The organism is Paenibacillus sp. J31TS4 (assembly GCF_018403265.1).
Classification (GTDB): domain Bacteria; phylum Bacillota; class Bacilli; order Paenibacillales; family NBRC-103111; genus J31TS4.
This window is the reverse complement of record NZ_BOSI01000002.1, coordinates 114,003-132,678: the sequence shown is the minus strand read 5'-3', so window position 1 is coordinate 132,678 and position 18,676 is coordinate 114,003. Positions and strand designations below refer to the sequence as shown.

General features: G+C 49.1%; 13 protein-coding genes. 2 read left to right on the top strand and 11 right to left on the bottom strand.

The window, feature by feature from the left end:
- Nucleotides 1-10 precede the first annotated feature (10 nt).
- The 6 genes from trhA to KJS47_RS11435 all read right to left on the bottom strand — a co-directional run bounded on the left by trhA (nt 11) and on the right by KJS47_RS11435 (nt 11,693).
- The gene (trhA, locus tag KJS47_RS11460; protein WP_213525195.1) at nt 11-652 is read right to left on the bottom strand and encodes a PAQR family membrane homeostasis protein TrhA; all 642 of its coding nucleotides are present in this window, start codon (nt 650-652) and stop codon (nt 11-13) included.
- Nucleotides 653-887: 235 nt separating this feature from the next.
- Nucleotides 888-7,079, bottom strand: a complete 6,192-nt coding sequence (locus KJS47_RS11455; protein ID WP_213525194.1) for a CehA/McbA family metallohydrolase — start codon at nt 7,077-7,079, stop codon at nt 888-890.
- 175 nt (nt 7,080-7,254) lie between these two features.
- Nucleotides 7,255-8,367 carry an SGNH/GDSL hydrolase family protein gene (locus tag KJS47_RS11450; RefSeq protein ID WP_213525193.1) on the bottom strand — a complete coding sequence of 371 codons (1,113 nt, stop codon included), beginning with the start codon at nt 8,365-8,367 and terminating at the stop codon, nt 7,255-7,257.
- Complete coding sequence (locus KJS47_RS11445) at nt 8,368-9,204, bottom strand: carbohydrate ABC transporter permease (protein WP_213525192.1); 837 nt, start codon at nt 9,202-9,204, stop codon at nt 8,368-8,370. It abuts the gene before it with no gap.
- A gap of 27 nt (nt 9,205-9,231) precedes the next feature.
- Nucleotides 9,232-10,170 carry a carbohydrate ABC transporter permease gene (locus KJS47_RS11440; protein WP_249716318.1) on the bottom strand — a complete coding sequence of 313 codons (939 nt, stop codon included), beginning with the start codon at nt 10,168-10,170 and terminating at the stop codon, nt 9,232-9,234.
- 74 nt (nt 10,171-10,244) lie between these two features.
- Entirely contained in the window at nt 10,245-11,693 is a 1,449-nt protein-coding gene (locus KJS47_RS11435; RefSeq protein WP_213525191.1) for an ABC transporter substrate-binding protein, read from the bottom strand.
- Nucleotides 11,694-12,553: 860 nt separating this feature from the next.
- Between KJS47_RS11435 and KJS47_RS11430 the strand changes: the two genes are divergently transcribed.
- Nucleotides 12,554-13,729, top strand: a complete 1,176-nt coding sequence (locus KJS47_RS11430; RefSeq protein ID WP_213525190.1) for an ROK family transcriptional regulator — start codon at nt 12,554-12,556, stop codon at nt 13,727-13,729.
- 255 nt (nt 13,730-13,984) lie between these two features.
- Here KJS47_RS11430 and KJS47_RS11425 read toward each other — a convergent pair whose 3' ends face one another.
- The 4 genes from KJS47_RS11425 to KJS47_RS11410 form a co-directional block, all read right to left on the bottom strand.
- Nucleotides 13,985-15,643, bottom strand: coding sequence for a b(o/a)3-type cytochrome-c oxidase subunit 1 (locus tag KJS47_RS11425; RefSeq protein WP_213525189.1), 1,659 nt, complete (start codon nt 15,641-15,643; stop codon nt 13,985-13,987).
- Between the two features lie 77 nt (nt 15,644-15,720).
- Nucleotides 15,721-16,191, bottom strand: a complete 471-nt coding sequence (locus KJS47_RS11420; protein ID WP_213525188.1) for a cytochrome c oxidase subunit II — start codon at nt 16,189-16,191, stop codon at nt 15,721-15,723.
- A 33-nt stretch (nt 16,192-16,224) separates the two neighbouring features.
- A complete protein-coding gene (locus KJS47_RS11415) occupies nt 16,225-16,404 on the bottom strand; it encodes a cytochrome c oxidase subunit 2A (RefSeq protein ID WP_213525187.1) in 180 nt (59 codons plus the stop codon).
- A gap of 217 nt (nt 16,405-16,621) precedes the next feature.
- The gene (locus tag KJS47_RS11410) at nt 16,622-16,801 is read right to left on the bottom strand and encodes an aspartyl-phosphate phosphatase Spo0E family protein (RefSeq protein ID WP_213525186.1); all 180 of its coding nucleotides are present in this window, start codon (nt 16,799-16,801) and stop codon (nt 16,622-16,624) included.
- A gap of 219 nt (nt 16,802-17,020) precedes the next feature.
- On the opposite strand from KJS47_RS11410, the gene KJS47_RS11405 reads away from it, so the two are divergent.
- The gene (locus tag KJS47_RS11405; RefSeq protein WP_213525185.1) at nt 17,021-17,515 is read left to right on the top strand and encodes a hypothetical protein; all 495 of its coding nucleotides are present in this window, start codon (nt 17,021-17,023) and stop codon (nt 17,513-17,515) included.
- Between the two features lie 398 nt (nt 17,516-17,913).
- Here KJS47_RS11405 and gpmA read toward each other — a convergent pair whose 3' ends face one another.
- Nucleotides 17,914-18,663, bottom strand: a complete 750-nt coding sequence (gpmA, locus tag KJS47_RS11400; RefSeq protein WP_213525184.1) for a 2,3-diphosphoglycerate-dependent phosphoglycerate mutase — start codon at nt 18,661-18,663, stop codon at nt 17,914-17,916.
- Between the last annotated feature and the right edge of the window lie 13 nt (nt 18,664-18,676).

Genomic DNA, 18,676 nt, shown 5'->3' with positions numbered 1-18,676 from the left:
TTTCGTTCCGTTAGGGCAGCACATACAACAGAATCGCGAAGAAATGGAGAACCGAGCCGCCGAGGACGAACAAATGCCAGACCGCATGGTGATACGGGAAGCTTCTCCAGACGTAGAAGACGGTCCCGACCGTATACAGGATGCCTCCCGCGACGAGAAGATTCACGCCTCCGGACGCGAGATTCGCCGTGAGCGGCTTCCAGGCGAGCACGATGATCCAGCCCATCGCGATGTAGAGAATGGTAGACGTGTACAGAAACCGGCTGACGAAGAACGACTTGAACACGATCCCGAACAGTGCCACTCCCCAGACGATGCCGAACAGCGTCCAGCCAAGCGGCCCCTGAATGACGTGGAACAGGAGCGGCGTGTACGTGCCGGCGATGAAGACGTAGATCATCGAATGGTCCGCGATCTCAAGCAGGTTCTTCGCCCTTCCCTCCGGGAAGGCGTGGACAAGCGTGGAGGCGAGATACAGGAGCAGCATCGCCGAGCCGTAGATCGTAAAGCTGACGACATGGAAAGCGGTCCCCTTGATCGCCGCGAATACGATCAGCACGACAAGGGCGGCCAGGCTCAGCACGGAGCCGAAGCCGTGAGTCACCGCGTTGGCGATTTCCTCCCGGCGCGTGTACGTATGCGTATTGGCCATCTGGTTCACATCCTCTCTAAAGCTTCGTTCTATTGGTGTATGCTGCGGCATATGCCCAGGTTCTTCTATTATACGAGTCCCGCGTCCATAAGAACAACCCGCCCCTAGACGGGGCGGGTTGTTAACGTGACGTGCCGCCGACGCGGCAGAACGGTTACCAGGTGACGAATCCTTTGGAGCCGGCAACCGGGTTGTTGATCATGTCCAGGACCGGCAACGGTTGTTCCGGTGCATGCTATGGAGTAAAGGAAATGCCACCCGCTGCGTTAGGTCTCACCATATAGCTGGCCGTTTTGCCTTGATAAGAAGCGGTTATCGTTGCTGCACCCGGATGATGAGCGGTTACTATTCCATCTTCCGATACAGTTGCTGTCTGCGGTTTGCTGCTTGTATACGTTACACCTTCGCTTATCGTTTGCCTTGTTCCATCCTCATAAAAGGCGGTGAGTATTAAACTTAAGGTAGAGTTTACCTGCATACGCGGATCCAACCCGCTAAGCTCCAAGCGAATCAGGTTCTTCGTCGGCTCAGGTTCGCCCTCTTTCTTAACAACGTTTAGCTCGTAGGATGCAAGGAGGCCGCTATACTCTGCCGTGATGAGCACGGTCCCTTCCGACTTCGCCGTTACTGCGCCGCTGGCGCTGATCTCCGCTATACTAGGATTACTGCTTGTATAGATGACGTTTATCTCCACCTTGCCACGGCTTCCATCGCTGTACACAGCGGTAGTCACGGTTTGACCAATCTCTCCAACGACTAGGGAAGCTGCCCCTTCGAATTCAAGCCCAATCAGTGTAACGGGTTCTTCCTCACGGTCTTCGGATACAGATTGTAAAACAGGCCGTTTAACAACATTATCCCACATCCAGATATTGGTAAAGTTCCACCCTAACCTGTCTGTATAGGTTGATGGATTTTCCACATCAGCTGTGGAAAGTCCTAAGCCTTTAAGGGTTGTTAATGCTCCTTCCGCAACACCTTCTTTATTCACAATCATACCGTCAAAAGCATAATTGTTTTCGAGAGTGGCGGTGTTCCCCGCAAGCACTCGTCCCATCACACGATTCGCCATAGTCGGCGTCACGACGGATGGATTGAGGGCAATAACATTTCTAACGACCGTACCATTGTACCCGTAGCCTGTCACTCCGCCTGCATTGCTCGTAAGCGCTTGGACCGTTCCAGTCGCATATGCGTTTTCCGTTAAACTGCCCGCGTTCGTAATTCCGATCAGTCCGCCGGCCTGACTTACTTGGGCCGTTACATTGGCTAGGGAATAGCTGTTTCTCACGACGCCATTGGAATAGCCTACAAGACCGCCCACTGTGCTGGACCCCGTAATGGAGCCTGTCACAAAACTATTCTCTACCTCGCCATTGTTCGTATTGACGAGTATGCCTATTCTGCTCCCGCCCGTGACGGTTGCATCCACCATAGCTATATTTTTGATGACTCCGCCATTGACATGAAACAGGCCGCCGCTTGAAGATGTAAAATTGTAAATTTTCTTCCCATCGCCATCCAAAACACCGCTGAACGGAACAACTTTAAAAAGGGACTCAGCTGTTTGTCCAGAGTAATCCAAATCCACATCTAAAATATACTTTTCTACTGGGAATTTCTCCATAACGTTCAAATCAGCAATGGATTTGATTTTGTAATAGCCTGCTTCATTTCTTTCTAAAGGCACAACCGGCTCTTTGGTCTTTTCAGGAATACTCTTCAATACCGGGCGTTTTAAAGTATCATTCCACATCCAAACCGAATTAAAATCCCAATTCAATTTATTGCTATACGTACTGGGATCTTCAACCTGTTGTTGGGATAACCCTAACCCTTTTCTGTTGTTGGCAGCTGCAACACTTTCGCCTTCTTTATCCACAATCATGCCGTCGAACCCATAATTGTTCTCAAGCGTTGCCGTATGACCGGCAAGAACCCGTCCCACTACACGGTTCGCCATGGTTGGCGCCGTAACGGAAGGACCAAGGGCAATGACATTTTTGACGACGGTATTGTTATACCCGTAGCCAGTCACTCCGCCTGCATTGCTCGTAAGCGCTCGGACGGTTCCAGTCGCATATACGTTTTCCGTTAAACTGCCCGAGTTCGTAATTCCGATTAGTCCGCCAGCCTGACTTACTTGAGCAGTTACATCTGCAGTAGAATAACTATTTCTCACGACGCCATTGGAGTAGCCCACTAGACCGCCCACTGTGCTGGAGCCTGTGATTGAACCCGTTACATAGCTATTCTCTATCTTGCCATTGTTCGTGTTAACGAGTATGCCTATATTACTCCCGCCGGTGACGCTCGCATCCACCATAGCAATATTTTTAATCATGCCGCCATTTAGATGGAATAAGCCCCCGGTTGCTGATTTAAAATTGGTTAAAGTTTTATTATTTCCATCAAATGTGCCAAGGAAAGGCGTCCCCTTAAATAAGGGTTCAAAAAGCTTCCCTTCAAAATCGAGATCATTTTCCAATATATAATTTTCATTTGGAAATTCTGAAATGGTCTTTAATTCATTAATCGAACGGATGATGTAGGAACCATCTTCGTTTTGATCCATCTTCGGCTTTGGAATATTACTTTCGTTAATTTGTTCCAAATTGTTTTTCAGTAATGGACGCATGGCATCTTTATTCCAGATCCAGATCGAATCAAAGTCCCAACCAAGGGTCTCTATGAAAAAGGATGGCTTCGTGAATGCTTCTTTACGGACACCCTGCCCTTTTTCATTGTTCGGATCATTCACGGTAACACTCTCACTGCTGACAAACATAGCTTCATCCGCGTAATTATTTACTAGAGTTGCTGTTTCTCCAGCTAAAACTCTGCCGACAATTCTATTAGAAGCAGTACCTGTAATGATAGATGGATTTAATGCCATACTATTTTGGATGACCGTATTGTTATATCCGTATCCGCTGATGCCGCCAGCATTTGATTCTTCTGCTCTAACGGCTCCCGTTGCATAGACCCGTTCTGTTAGACTGCCCCGGTTTGTAATCCCAATAACACCGCCGGCTTGCTTTCCGCGAGCACTGACACGAGCTGTTGAATAACTGTCTCTTACGATACCGTTCGAGAAGCCCGCAAGCCCGCCAACTGTAGAATTCCCTCTAATCGATCCAGTACTGTAGACGTATTCCACTAATCCATCATTCTGATCAACCAGGATCCCAACATTACTTCGGCGAACATCAATGTCAGCATTGATTATTCCTACATTTCGAATAATCCCTTCGTTAAGGGCAAAGAGGCCCGCACCGCCCGAGGAGACGACAACGCCTGTAATCGTATGCCCTTGCCCATCAAACGTCCCAGTAAATGGAATTTCATTCGCCCCAATTGCTTCAAAAAACACGCCATTCCCATCAATGTCCCGATCTAAAATAAAATGTTTGTCTGGGAACTCATGCATTTTATTAAGTCCACTGGCACTTTTGATTTGATAGGGGTTGTGCTCCGAACCATCGCCCAGCATTCCTTCTTTAGCTAGTAACGGGTCCGTTAACGGCTCTCTATCGATTGGATTATTAACCAATCTTACGACGATCGTATGTTCATCGCCAAATGCAAGAGGGTTGTCAAATAAGATGATTTGTTCACGTCCGAGACGTTCTAATGTTGCTTCTTGAATAACCGCTTCCAACAGCTGGTCGCCTGTATGATCACGCTTTTCCCCGATAACGGTGACACGTTCAAGCGAATTCGGGTAATTTAAGACTCCAACTCCCTTCAAGACGTTATTCTCTACAATCGCGCTTGTTAAGTTAATATAATTTTCAGGTTGTTTAATCGTAAAGGAATCAATTTCAACACCGTCGCTGTTGTAAGCTTTCAAAGTGAGAGATTGATCGTTTGATTCTAAAATAACACCTGTCTGTTTCTTTTCATCATAAACGATATGATCCCAGTCAAATGATTTATTATCATAAAACGTTGGACCTGATGAACCTACTGTCACAAAGGTTGTCCCTAGATTCATCGCTTTTTCCGATATATCTTTTACACCGTTTCGTATGGTTGTCCGTTTATACACATGATCATGACCGCCCATGTACAAACTAACGCCAAGTCTTTCAAATGCCTGGGACAATTTCACTCTCATAATGTCCATGCCGGTCTCATCGCTAGATTGACCGCCATAATAAGGATAATGCCCCATAACGATTTTCCACTTTCTATCGGTTGCCCGTAAATCTTTTTCCAGCCATGTTAGCTGCTTGTCGAAATCCAGTACAGAATTCAGAACAGCAATGTGCATATCGCCATAATCAAACGAATAATTCGTTTCCCGGTAACTGCCTTCCCCGTTCTTCGGAAGGTTGAAATACCCAGAGAATGCCCCAAACTTCCGATCCGTCACCCGTTCACGGTCTCCGGCGATAGGAGCAGAAATCAGATTCATGTCGTTGTTGTAAATGTTGGTAAACACATCATTCCATGCAGAAATGTTGCCGCCAAGATGGGCCAAATCTCCGACTTGAATCACAGTCCGTCCGTTTGCATTTTTCTCCTTCAGAACGTCCAGCATGTTTTTAAAGAGCCGGAAACTTTCCGGTTTTCGATCTGGAACCTCAAGATCCCCCATCACATACATAACGGCTTGCTCTGAAGCTGGCGCGGTCCTAAAGCTATAACTGCTGCTCCAAGGTCCAGTCGGTGAACTTCCATACCGGTAGTCATACTTGGTACCCAAGTCGAGATTTGCTAATTTAGCTTCGTGGGCTGCAAGCACACGATAATTACTGTTTGCATACGTGTCGCCATATGCGACTTGAAAATAAGAGACTTCCGCCTGTACCACTGCGGCATGATCCCACATCGCCTCTGACTCGGGTTTATACTGGATATACGATGTTTCTAATGCCTTATCGGTCACTACATTTATTCCTACCTCGTGTTCATTTGCACCTACATTAACAATGGGTTGAAATTCATTTAAAATTTTATCCGCATCTAGATTTTGTTGATCAACAAGCAGCCGGACAAGTTCAACACGTGTATTTCCTTGAGAGTCGGTTGCTGCATACTTAATGAAATATTCTCCATACATGTCGACCTTGAAATGCTGATCTACTACGGCTACTTCACCCTTATCATTTAATACGGTTGCTTCTACCGATAAAGATTGCCCGCGATGATCCGTCGCCGAAGCGCTCAGCACTTCTACTTGATCCCCAAGTTTGATGGAGTCCGGAAATTGTCCATGGACCGTAATTTCAGGTGCATGCACCGTCCCCCTCGTTTCCTCACCAATCCAAATTGGAGCACTGATAGCTTCTTCACCGTCTGCTTGGAAAGCTCTAACGATGAAATAATCCCCATCCTTACTTGCAAAGGTTTCTTTCATTTCAAATTGATTGCTGGCAATATTGCGGTACTCCTTGACGATTTCACCGCTGTTTTTGTAAACAACAACTTTATCCAAATAATCGTTAGCGTCAGGGTCCTTTATCCGTACATTAAGAGCAATTTCGTTTGTATCAGCTGGAAGGATCGCCCCCATCATCTGCCCGTTTGCCGAAACCGCCAACTCTAAATTACGATCGAATGATACATAGGTGCGGTGATTTCGCATCGCCTCGTAAAGGTCTTCTCTAGTTAAACGATCCGCCCACATACCGGTTACATGGGGTTGAACCATCCCCCAATTCCCTTTGTGCTCGTCTCCGCCAAACACAGGAGAAATATGCCAGCCTCGATCCAATGCCTTGGTATAGACTGCAAAATCGTTTGAGGATTTGTATTCCATCATATTAATATTTCGGTCAACTTCTCGGTTATAGTGTTTAAATTCATTGAAACTCCAGTTTCCTGACAAGCGTGGATGATTAAATTGAGCAATGACATTAGGATCTTGAGCAAGTCTTGCGTAAAAGGTTGGCAAGTCGTATTTTATGTCGCCCCAGCCCCACGTGCCATCCGCACCTAGTCCATGCGTCCTTGCAAACCATGGGGCATTAAATAAGTTCATATGGCCCGATTCATCGTACCAAGTAACTTCCGTACCAGGCAGCGTAATAAATTCGTTATCCCTATTGTGAGCATCTGATTGCTCATGCAGCAATTTGTATTCGTTAGAATAAGAGTCTTGAACATTCGTAATAAAATCACTGCCCGTACTCATGTCATAAGTCACGTCGTGCTCCGTCACTGCATAAAAATCAAAATCTGTATTAGCTTTCACATACTTGTAAGCATCATCAGGTAACAATATTCCATCACTGAGAGAGGTATGGGTATGCATGTGACCTTTGAACAAGGAATATCCTAACTGTTCCGGCCTATCTTTCTTGTAAGCAGCCTCTTCTTCCGAAACCGCGAATGCGGAAATGCCGCAGCAAAGACTAACAACTCCTGCAATAACACAATTCTTCACTATGAAAGGCAAACGTTTCCTTTGAGACTTCAATCAAATCCCTCTCCATTTCGACTCAAAATGTAACATCGGCCCCTTATATACCAGCTCATCAAAGGCAGATGTCCAGATGCGATCCTTGAGTGTCCATATTGAATGCTGAGTGAAGCGTAGAAACAAACAGCCCCTACACCGAAAAAATTATAGGGCTGCAGGCTGTTCCTGTCGTCTATCTTGTTAGTCGTAACAATGTCCTAATCATAGGTGCAAGAGACTGTGCCATGCGCAAAAATCCGAGGTCGGTTGGATGTATGCCGTCCACCGTGCACTCACTTACTGAATCCTCTCCAAGCAGCTTAGAACCATCCATGAAATGGATATTGCTGTCTCCCTCCGCCCGCCTCTGTTCAACCGTTTCGATTTGAATGAGTCTGCGGCGGCTGCTAAGCTCCCTCCTCTCCTTATAGAATCGATCTCCGGCATTGCGAATCCTGGAGACTACTAATATAGGAACTTCCGGATGACGCTCTCTCAAAATTCGGATGAATACAGGCAGCGATCGTGCGATGTTATCAGCCTCGCCCGTATTCCCTTCATAATCGAGAATGTAAAGCGCCGGATCATCGATTTGTGAAAGAATATGCGCGAGCTCTGGCTCGCCCTTTCCATTTCCGGAGAAGCCAAGATTCACAAACTCTACCGGAATCATTCGGCTGAGAATATTAGAATAAGCCATACCCGGCCGAGAGGCGCATCCTCCCTGCGTGACCGAGGTTCCATATATAATGACAGGCCCGCTGCTTGCGTAGGCAGGCGCATCACTTATGACCGCATCCTTATCTACACCAATCCATACTTCCTCTACCCCTTGGTAAAGCGGAAAGTTTAACGTGACAGCCACGTCTTTTTTTATGTTCCACTGGTACAGCTGTGATTCGTATTCGCTTGCCATGGGCTTGAATTTCGCCGCGGCGATCAGGTACTGTTCCCCCGGCTCTCCAAGGTAACAGTCAAAGCCGCACTGCCCTGTAGGCGGCATATGATGCATATTGGCAGGCCCGGCAAGGCGCACCCTTATGGCCAGCCTCGAGGAATTGGTCCGAAAGCGGATTTGCCCGCCTGCCGTACAATAAGCAAGCGTATCAACCGCGGGCGGCAAGATTGCGCTGGAAGCCAAAGGCAGTCGCCTGTAAATCCCATCCTGCGCAAGCCATGGAAAGCCTGCGAGGTGAAAGGGTGCCTCAAGCGGAGAATGCCATCTCAACTGTTCGCCATTTATTGATTCCGGGTATATCGTTTCGCCAAGTTGATCCAAATTGATCTCTTTCGATTGAACCGCCATCTATCCTTTAACACCACCCATAGTTGCGCCTTCCATAAGCAGACGCTGGAACAGCACGAATACAATAATAGAAGGAATCATAGCGATCGTAACCCCTGCAAACAAGGTTACCCAGTCCGCACTGAATTCCATTAATTTATTAGCTGTATACATTTGTACCGCTATCGGGTACTTCTCAGGATCGCTCAAGTAAATGAACGGTCCCATAAAATTGTTGTAGTAGCCTAAAAATTTAAATACAGCAACTGTCACGATACCCGGTGTAGACAACGGAATAATGACACGCCAGAACTGCTGGAACAACGTAGCTCCATCCATCGTCGCGCTCTCTTCAAGCTCCTTTGGCAAGGATTGCATGAAACCTCCAAGCAGCATGAGGTAAAATACACTTTCGCCTAGCGATGACAGCAGGATCAAGCCAGTCAAGCTGTTAGTCAAGGACAGCTCGCGCATAATGACATACTGAGGCACAAGCGCATTAATACCCGGCAGGAACAAGGAAAGCATAATTAAACCCCAAATCAGCTTTCTCCCTTTAAATTCCATGCGAGTTAGCGCATACGCATTCAGAGTTGTGAAGAACAAGCTGACGATCAAGCTTCCCCCAACATAGTAAAGCGTATTAAGCAGCGATTTGCCGAATGAATATTGCGTCCATGCTTTGGAGTAGTTGCTCCAATGGATTTTGCTAGGCAGCGCCCAAATATTTTGAAAAAACTCAGGATTGCTCTTGAGCGATTCATAAATCACCCATATCAGAGGAAGGATGATCGTAAGCGCCCATACATACAATACAACTCGCCATATGACATCCATATATGTATGTTTTTCTATCAAGTTTTTTACCTCCGAGCGTATTCAGACTTAAAACTCAACCTTGTCATTCGGAAAAAATTTATCCATTAACAACTTAGCCGATACGAGAATAACAAACAGAATCATGCCGATTGCGGAAGCATAGCCGTAGTTCCGGTACTCATTACCGAAAGCAAGGTTAAACATATATAGCCCCAATACGTCGGTTTGACCGTAAGGACCGCCGTTTGTTAAGATCAAAACCATTTCAAAACCTTTCAGCGTGCCTACGACCAAGAACAGCGCACTTACACGAATTACCGGGAATATGAGCGGCATCGTAATCTTAAATAATCTCGTCATATGGCCTGCTCCCTCAAGAATCGCCGCTTCATACAAGGATTTCGGGATGGCCAACATGGAGTTGACAAAAATAATAACGTACAAGCCTACTCCCCCCCATACCCAAGGAGGAATAACCGCAGCAAGAGCGGTGCGTTCATCGCCCAGCCAATAATATTTGCCCATATCGATTCCGAAGAGGCTAAAAAGCTCATTTAATAAGCCATAATTTCCATCATAAATAAACGCCCAAAGCAGCGCGATTACAACCGTGGACAATACGTTCGGGAAAAAGAAGATCACTTTTAAAAACTTGTTCTCTTTGTAGTTTTTATTCGCAATCAAATAACCGAGCACTAAAGAAATAAGTATGACCAGCACGGGAACAACAATCATAAAGATAAGGTTGTGCCATAGCGCTCTCCATACAAAATCGTCATGGAATGCTGTTACAAAATTATTAAAGCCTATAAATTTTTTATCTGTAATGCCGTCCCAATCAAGAAAGGAATAATAGACCGATAAGATGTTTGGATAAAGAGTAAAGAGCAAATATCCACCGAACGGCGGGATGATTGCCAACGCCAAAAATATATACTTTTGGGTATTCGCCTTATCCATACTAAATTTACGCGGTAAACGGTTAGATTGAATTTCGGTTTTCAACCATGAGACACTCCTCTCGTAAAGAAAGGAACGGAGAGCATGTCACTCTCCGGCCGCTTCCTACCTGCTACTTCTTACTTTTTTTGTGCTTCTAATGCCTTCTTCATCAATTTATCTGCTTGCTCAAGGATTGGAGTTGGATCTTGCTTGCCGATAAAGATTTTTGGAATGTTTTCTTCAAAGATTTTTGTTGCTTGCTTATAGGATGGATCGGATAACGAAATATTGCGCTTCACTTTAACGGGACGAAGATTGTTTTCAGCCACATGGTTTAATACGGATTTCAAAGATGTTTGTACTTTCGCAAGGCGGGCAGAGTCTTCAACCAAATCCTTACGGATCGGCAATCCGCCGGTTTCCGCAGTAAATTGCTGGTTCTCAAGCGTCATGTTCCAAAGAATAAACTCTTTTGCCCATTTCTTATTTAGATCCGGCTTATCCGCCCATACAAACATCCCGCCTGTTACACCCGTTTTGACCCATACTCTTTGGGAAGGGGAATCCACCATAGGAACTGCCATATAGCCCCATTCAAAGCCTTTTGGTGTAGATTCCTTCATTTCATTTTCTACGTGGCTGCCGGTTGAAACCATTGCTGCCTCGCCTTGAATAACAAGCATTTGTGATTGGGTATGGTTCAAGGCCGGGAGTCCTTCACTAAAGTAGCCCTTCTTGCCCAGTTCGGCAATGCGGCTGAATAATTTCTTCATTTCAGGGCTGGAGTATTCATCAATAAAGTTTTCATGGTCTTTTGTAAACTTATCTAAGTTTCCGTTCATTTCTGCCAACTCATATAACTTGGAATGGCCAAACGCGTTATCATAATAAGTAGGATATTGTCCCGGGAATGTAATCGGAGTTACTCCGGCTTGCTTAATCGTTTCAAGCAGCTGAACAAATTCTGTCCATGTTTTTGGATTCTGGTTCCAGCCATGCTTTTCGAATAGCTGCTTATTGAAAAATAGGCCGCTAAAGCTTGAAATGGTAGGAACCTCGTACGTTTTTCCATCAATAAGCTCGATGGAATCGAGCATGCCGTCCAACAGCTTCTCTTTTACTTTCTTACCAGGCAGATCAGGCAGCTCGCGCTCCCAAATATCATCCAATACCTCAAGCTTACCGGATCTGGCGAGCGCTACGATGTCACCTGCAGGCTTGCGGTTGAAAAAGTCAAACATATCGTTTGTATTGTTTGCAGATATTTTAGTGGATAAAATGTTCGGCATATCCGGCGATGCAGTAATGGCAATAGTTACGTTAGGATATTTCTGTTGAAATGTTTTTATAGCATAATCTGCAGCTTCCCGACCTAAGCCGCCTTGGAAAAATCCATACTTCAGTGTAACCTTCTCATTCTTTGGCAATCCATTCGCATACACCTCTGCTTCCGAGGCGCTTGGCTTATTCGAGCTGCTTGTACCAGGCTCGCTCTTTGCACTGTTGTCACTGCAAGCAGCCAGCATAGTTAAAGACAAGACAGCTGCACCCGTACTCATCAAACGTTTCATGTTCCCGTTAAACATGCTTTTATCCCCCTTTTATTAATAAATAAATTGGATTAACTATTTAAGAATAGCTGTATTTTGTTAATTGCCAATCAAATCAGAGTAATTGATTTGTAAATATCTTCCGCTCTAGGCCTCGCCTCCAAATATGATGTAATCGCTTACACTTTAAATGCCAATTTCAGGAATGTCAACCTTTTTGTAAACTGTTTTGATCAATTATTCCCCTCCTCCAAATAAGGAGAGTCATACGAAATGTCCGTATTTCCAAAAAGGTTAATTTCAACCGCAGAAAAAGAATGCTTTTTATGCTTCTATTAGCGTAGCAGCAGCCTTTCAATCCAAGACGATGCCTGATATACTTCGTGTGGCAAATAGGAAAAAAAATCGATCATTTTTTGCTGGTACCGCTCCATCCATGCTTGCTAAAGACCTTCATCAGCTCCGCTTCCCAGCAATGCGAACCAACCGTCCCCCCGATACAATGACGGCCTGCTTTACCAGGTTTTCCTATACCTGCATGCAGCCGGCATATGGAAGTCGGCATCGCCATCGCTGCCGTTGCAATTATCCAAACAATCCCTTCCCTGACTTGCTCTTTTAAGCGTTCATTTGTTATATTTAATCAAATCACTTTACAAATTTATCATACCCGCTTTTATGCAAATGTCAATATTACCCATTCTATTTATTTGCATGAACCTGTCCTTTTTATCATTATTTTAATGGATATTTAAAATGCCTGTAAGTTGAACTAGCCTAACTCCCAACTTTTGTTCGCCTCGTATTAATGCTACACTTGAAGCAAAGTGTGGATTAATTTGTCAAATGTTTTGTATCTATTTTTATAAAATGTTCTTGGAAAGAGGATGTATATCGTGAGCGATTCGGGCAAACAAACTAGCCATATGTTATTAAAATCAATTAATCAGCAGAAAGTTCTTTTTCTCATATATTCAGAAGGGCCGATCTCTCGCGTAGAGCTTGCGGAAAAGACTGGACTAAGCAGACAAACCGTAACCAATATCGTTAACCGCCTGCTGGAGGAAAAAATAATCGTGGTAGGAGAGCTTGTCGACTTGAAGACAGGAAGCGGAAGAAAAAGAGTCGGCCTTCATATCAACAGCGGCCGCTTTTATGCCATCGGGCTTGAGCTCGCCGGCAAATACATTCGAGGTAAAGTGTATAACCTGCGTCAAGAGGCTATCGCATCAGCAGAACGCACGATTAACAAATATGGTTCTATAGATGTGCTGATGCGGCTGTTGCATGAAGTTATCGATGAGCTTCTCACCCAAGTGCCTAATACCTCCAAAGTAAAGGGGATCGGAATCAGTATGCAGGGCTTGGTAGATTCTCAGCATGGCATTGTTCTGCGTACCCCTGGCATAGGTGTTCATCGCCTGCCGCTCAAGCAGCTGCTTGAAGACAAATATACTATTCCCGTGTATATCGAGAACGATGTCAATCTTCTCTCTGTCAACGAGAATATGAATGGCTGCTTGAAAGAATCCAATAACAATATCACCATTAAGTTTGATTATGGTACAGGCGGCGCGATCGTCCATGATAAACAGATTATACCGGGATCAAGCTTTGTTGCTGGTGAATTTGGGCATTATAAAGGCTTCTATGGAGAAGATGCCTATCCATGTCACTGTGGCAGGGATGGATGCTTAACAACATTGGCTTCAAGCAGCGGACTTAGTTTTACTATGAAATGTACACTTGAGGAGTTTTCAGAAGGCATAAGAACGGGGGATGCTAAGTTCCTTCGTTTATATGAGACAGTCGTGAACGGCGTTGCTATAGCTATTACTAACATTATCACATTTCTTAATCCAGATAGTCTGCTTATTACTGGTCGGGTACTGCATACCATCAGCCCAGAAATGTTCAACGAAATTAGAGCTAGAGTCATGCATCAGCTGCCTGTGACCGTGAATAATGTTCAAATTAATTATCTTTACGACAAACCGGATGAAACGAAGCTGGCAGCTGGATTAGTCATTAAACGAGCTTTCGAAATTCCTTTAGATACACTGTCTCTCTAACTATTATAAGTCTCAATGAAACGGTTCGTCCTACATCAAGGATGAACCGTTTTTTTGCCGATAGGACAAGTACAACCATCACTGTTAGCCAAGTATCCTGCGCTAATAAAGACTACAAAAAAAGACTCCGGGGTCTTTCCCCGGAGCACCAAACAGGCTTGGACATACAATATCTTTGCTTATCTATCGAAGATCCCCAATAGCAATAGCGGCGTGATCGGCATGAGCATCTGTCTTTGGAAGCGGGCGGCATGGTTACCAGGTGACGAAGCCCTTGGAACCAGGAACGGGGTTGTTGATCATGTCCAGGACCGGCACCATGTAGGCGATCAGTACGAGCACGACGACGAGCGAGATCAGCACGCCCCAGCGCTCGAACAGACGCGGCGCGGCTTCCGCCGACGCATTCGCTTCTGCGATCGGGAATTCCTCCTGCCCCCGCGGAGCGCGGAATAGCAGGACGATGTTGACGATGAGAAGCAGAATGCCGATGAACAGGATCGTGCCGCCGATTGCCATCGCGACGTGGTAGGGCATCCAGAGGAAGGCGTCTGGGTGATTCTCGTACGTCGTGTAGGCGGTGCGCCTAGGCGAGCCGAGCAGTCCCACCGTGTGCATCGCCCCCGACATGAAGAACATGCCCACGAGCCAGACGACCGTCTGGATCATGCCGAGCTTGTTGATGCGGGCGGTCAGCTTGCGTCCGGTCAGTGCCGGAATGAGCCAATAGGTGACGCCGAAGAACGTCAGGGCGACCGTCGTGGCGACTGTCAGATGGAAGTGGCCGGTAATGAACAGTGTGTTATGCACAACGGCGTTCATCTGGTTGGACGCGTTGATGATGCCGCCGGCGCCGGCCGGGATGAACGTCAGCATGCCGGCGAACGGAGCGAAGAAGCGGACGTCAGACCAGGGCATTTTGCGGAACCAGCCGAACAGGCCCTTGGCTCCCAGTGCGCGTCCCGCCTGCTCGAAGGTGGCGAACAGGGAGAAGGCGGTCATGAGCGAAGGCACGATGACCATGAACGTCAGGATGACCTGCAGAAACTTCCAGAAGGGCGAGATGCCGGGCTCCATCAGCTGGTGGTGGAAGCCGACCGGAATCGAGAACAGCAGGAACAGGATGAACGCGAGGCGGGCCAGTGCGTCGCTGAACAGCTTGCCCCCGATAATCTTCGGAATGACGACATACCAGCACATGTAGGCAGGAAGCAGCCAGAAGTAGACGAGCGGATGGCCGAAAAACCAGAACAGCGTGCGGCTCAGCATGACATTGACCGTGTCCACCCAGCCGAACGACCAGGGGATGAGCTGCAGCAGCACCTCGGCGGCGACGCCGAGCGTGGCGACGATCCACATAAGCATCGTCGTGACGGCCATGAAGGCGAACAGCGGCGTCACTTTGCCCTTGTGCAGCTTTTTCCAGTAGCCGAACTGGTAAAACATGCCGAACCCGCTCATCCAGCTGCCCACGACGACAAGCGCAAGCGCGATGTAGAAGTAGGGCGACGCCTTCATCGGTGCATAGAACGTATAGAGGACGGTAGCTTGGTTCAGCAGGATGCAGATCGTGCCCACGACCGTCCCGGTGGACATCAGCCCGTAGCCGAGCCAGCCGAGGTGCCGGCTGATGGGCAGCAGCTTGCCGCCGGTCGTCTTGGACACGCCGCTGATCAAGAACCCGATGATGAAATACGTGGTGAAAATAAGCGCCATCAAGACGCCGTGCGCGGTCAGGAGCTGGTAATAACCGATCTCCGCCGGCAGCTTGACGACACCGCCGCGCACCAGGCCTTGCAGCAGGCCGGCGATACCGCCGAGGAACAGGGCCCCGAAGGCGAACAAAATATGGGCGAGCACGAGCCGGGAATCCTTCCGGTCAATCTGAAGCTCTGGCGTTCCATTGGTTAACATGGTCTTCATCCTCCCGATCGGCGGCGGGCCGCCGTCTTGCCAAGCCTGTCAGTCTCTCAGGCGGGACAGGTTCCGCGTTACTTGACGATAATTCTCATCTGCATTTGTTCATGCGCCGCTCCGCAATATTCGTTGCAGAGGACGAGGTATTCGCCCGGCTCCTTGAACGTGTAGCTCGTGTGGTTGACCTCGCCCGGCACGGCCATCATGTTCACGTTCGTGCCGATGATATGGAAGCCGTGGACGACGTCCGTGCTCGTCAGCACGAAGTTGACCTTGGCGCCGACCGGCAGCTCGATCCGGTCCGGACTGTAGCCGAAGACGAAGGCGAGAATAACCGCTTCGTATTCGTTGTCCCCGACCTGACGCAGACCCGGCTTGTCGAACGGCTCGTTCTGCGTCACCGTCTCCGGGTTGACGGTATGCCGGTGCTCGCCCGGCGGCGTTACCCCCATCGCGAAGGTGGCCGTCCCGAGGACGAGCAGGAAGATCGCCAGCATGGAGATGCCGAACACGAGCCACCATTTTTCCAATCGATGCATATGCATATGTCTTCTCCCTCTCTCTTTCACATGCTCCTCTTATTGGCGGGCCAGGAACAGCAGGAACACGCCGGCCCAGGTCAGAATGATGAAGCCGCCAAGCAGCAAAACAGCGGCAAACGTGCCTTTTAGCGAAGATTCCGTCTCGCCGGAGGTCCGGCTCGCCGCTTTCGCGGGAACGTCCTTCTTGTGCGGAACCAGATTGGTCGATTTGGCCATACGGTAGGTCCTCCTTTCGAACCGGATCCTTGGTACCTTGTGCTTTCTCATTGTAGGGAGCGGCCGTTCCAGTAGCTGTGATAAAAATCACAAGTCATCATTCTGTCAAATTCCGTCAGCGGCGGCACGCAAAAAAGCCTACCCTCCGCGTTCCCGCGTGTAGGTAGGCTTGTCATCTGCTCGTATAGGAAGCGGCGCCTGGAGGCGGCGCGCCCGTTCAGCTGGCCCGTTTTTTCTGATGTGCCAACAGACGGTAATGATGGTTAAGCGCTTCGTCCAACCGCTGGCTGATCTCGACGACTTCCCGGTCGGTCATGCTTCGCGTCGCTGCCGTTTCCAGCATTTGTTTGCGCAGCGCTTCGATCTGGCGGAACGATTCGATCATCTCCAGTGACATCGGCTATTATCTCCTCTTTTCCAATTTTTTCTTACTGATCAAATACCCCATGGGTTGACAGCCGAAACACCGTTTGACAAAAAAATTCCAATTGGTAACCAAAATTCGCGGACCGGTCCTCCCTCTCCTCGCAACCGCTTGTTCCTATCGGTGGAAGGCGTAACCTTCCGCTCGTCCTCATATGCTGATGGTAAACGGACAGGAAGGGAGGCGATCGGTATGCCCAGCCATCCCCGGTTTCGGCGGCGTCTCTCCAGCCGCCGGCGGGCGCTTCTGCTGCTTGCAGCCGCTCTCGTCGTCGCTCTCTCGGCCGTATGGGCCGGACGGCCCTATTGGCAGGAGCGGGAAGCCGGACGGCGAGCGGTGGCGGCATTCCTCAAGCTCGAGCAAAAAGGAGATTACGGCAGCGCCTGGGAGCTGTTTCATCCGCAGATGCATCGCCGGTTCGGCAAGGACGCGTATATTCAGAAGCGCGCTCACGTCCTCATGCAGGACCTCGGCACCAAATCGTTCCAGTACGAGATCGGGAAGGGAGAGACCGTACGCCAGCTCACGGTGGAGGCGGGCCAGCCACCGCTTGCCAGCGCCTACAAGGTGAAGGTGACGCTAAAGCTGGATACCGTCTTCGGCAGGCTGAGCATCGTGCAAGAGTATTACGCGGTGCGGGAGGCCGGCAAGTGGAAGGTGCTGTGGCTGTACGGCACAGCGCCTTGACTCGGCCGGTCGACTGGCAGCCGCGCTGGCCGAGCGGAGCCGGTTGGGGCGGACGCCGAGCCCGAGGGCGGCCGTGCCGCCGAAGAGACCTGGGGCGGGCCGGGGCACCGGACCAAGCGGTGCGGATTGGAACGGGACGCCGGACCAAGGGCAGCCGCGCCGAGCGGTCGGGTGGGACGGGACGCCGCAGCGGGTCGGGACGACGTGCTCGGGAACGGCCGCGTCCAAACACAAAAACGCCTGGAGACGCACGTCCGAACTTCGGAGTCGTGCGCCTCCAGGCGTCTTGTCTTGCGGAGACTGCTTTTGGCTTCCTCCGTTTCCTTCCCATTTCGGGGGCTTCCATGGGAGTGCGGACGTTCGAAATGTACTCCCAAGCGCCTCCACAAGCGGCACACCTACTCCGACCGCACGTCCGGAGCCCCTTTCGTCGCTTCGGCCACGCTCGCCTTCTCCTCGTACTTCTCCAGATAATAACGCCGGATCGGCTTCAAGTCGTCCCCAAGCTCGTAAACCAGCGGCGTGCCGGTCGGGATGTTCAGCGTCGCGATGCCGTCGCCCGGAATCTCGTCCAGATAGCGGACCAGCGCGCGGATCGTATTGCCGTGGGCTACGATGAGCACGCGCCGGTTCTCGTGAAGGGAGGGCTCGACCTTTTCCTTCCAATACCGCAGTACCCGCTTCTCCGTATCGTCCAGGTTCTCCGTGACGGGCACGAGTTCCTGGATGTCCTTGTAGCGAGGATCTTTTCCCTCGTAGCGCGCGTCCGACTTGTCTAGGGCAGGAGGCCGGACAGAGACGGACCGCCGCCAACTGTGAACCTGCTCCTCCCCGTACTTGCGGGCCGTTTCCTCCTTGTTCAGCCCTTGCAGATCCCCGTAATGGCGCTCGTTCAGCATCCACGACTTGTCGACCGGAATCCACAGCAGGTTCATTTCGTCCAGTATGATCCACAGCGTGCGGATGGCCCGCTTCAGCACGGAGGTGTACGCAACGTCGAACACGAATTTGTTCTGACGCAGAATCTCTCCGGCGCGGCGGGCCTCCTCCTTGCCGTTGTCGGTCAGGTCGATGTCCGTCCATCCGGTGAAGAGATTCTGGGCATTGTATTGGCTTTGGCCGTGACGAACAAGTACAACTTTGATCACGCTTGCTGCACTC

What these genes read in the sequence shown, in the direction of transcription:
- KJS47_RS11420 (WP_213525188.1), bottom strand. Translation starts at nt 16,191, where the DNA reads ATGCATATGCATCGATTGGAAAAATGGTGGCTCGTGTTCGGCATCTCC.
- KJS47_RS11405 (WP_213525185.1), top strand. Translation starts at nt 17,021, where the DNA reads ATGCCCAGCCATCCCCGGTTTCGGCGGCGTCTCTCCAGCCGCCGGCGG.
- KJS47_RS11435 (WP_213525191.1), bottom strand. Translation starts at nt 11,693, where the DNA reads ATGTTTAACGGGAACATGAAACGTTTGATGAGTACGGGTGCAGCTGTC.
- KJS47_RS11425 (WP_213525189.1), bottom strand. Translation starts at nt 15,643, where the DNA reads ATGTTAACCAATGGAACGCCAGAGCTTCAGATTGACCGGAAGGATTCC.
- KJS47_RS11410 (WP_213525186.1), bottom strand. Translation starts at nt 16,801, where the DNA reads ATGTCACTGGAGATGATCGAATCGTTCCGCCAGATCGAAGCGCTGCGC.
- KJS47_RS11415 (WP_213525187.1), bottom strand. Translation starts at nt 16,404, where the DNA reads ATGGCCAAATCGACCAATCTGGTTCCGCACAAGAAGGACGTTCCCGCG.
- KJS47_RS11450 (WP_213525193.1), bottom strand. Translation starts at nt 8,367, where the DNA reads ATGGCGGTTCAATCGAAAGAGATCAATTTGGATCAACTTGGCGAAACG.
- trhA (WP_213525195.1), bottom strand. Translation starts at nt 652, where the DNA reads ATGGCCAATACGCATACGTACACGCGCCGGGAGGAAATCGCCAACGCG.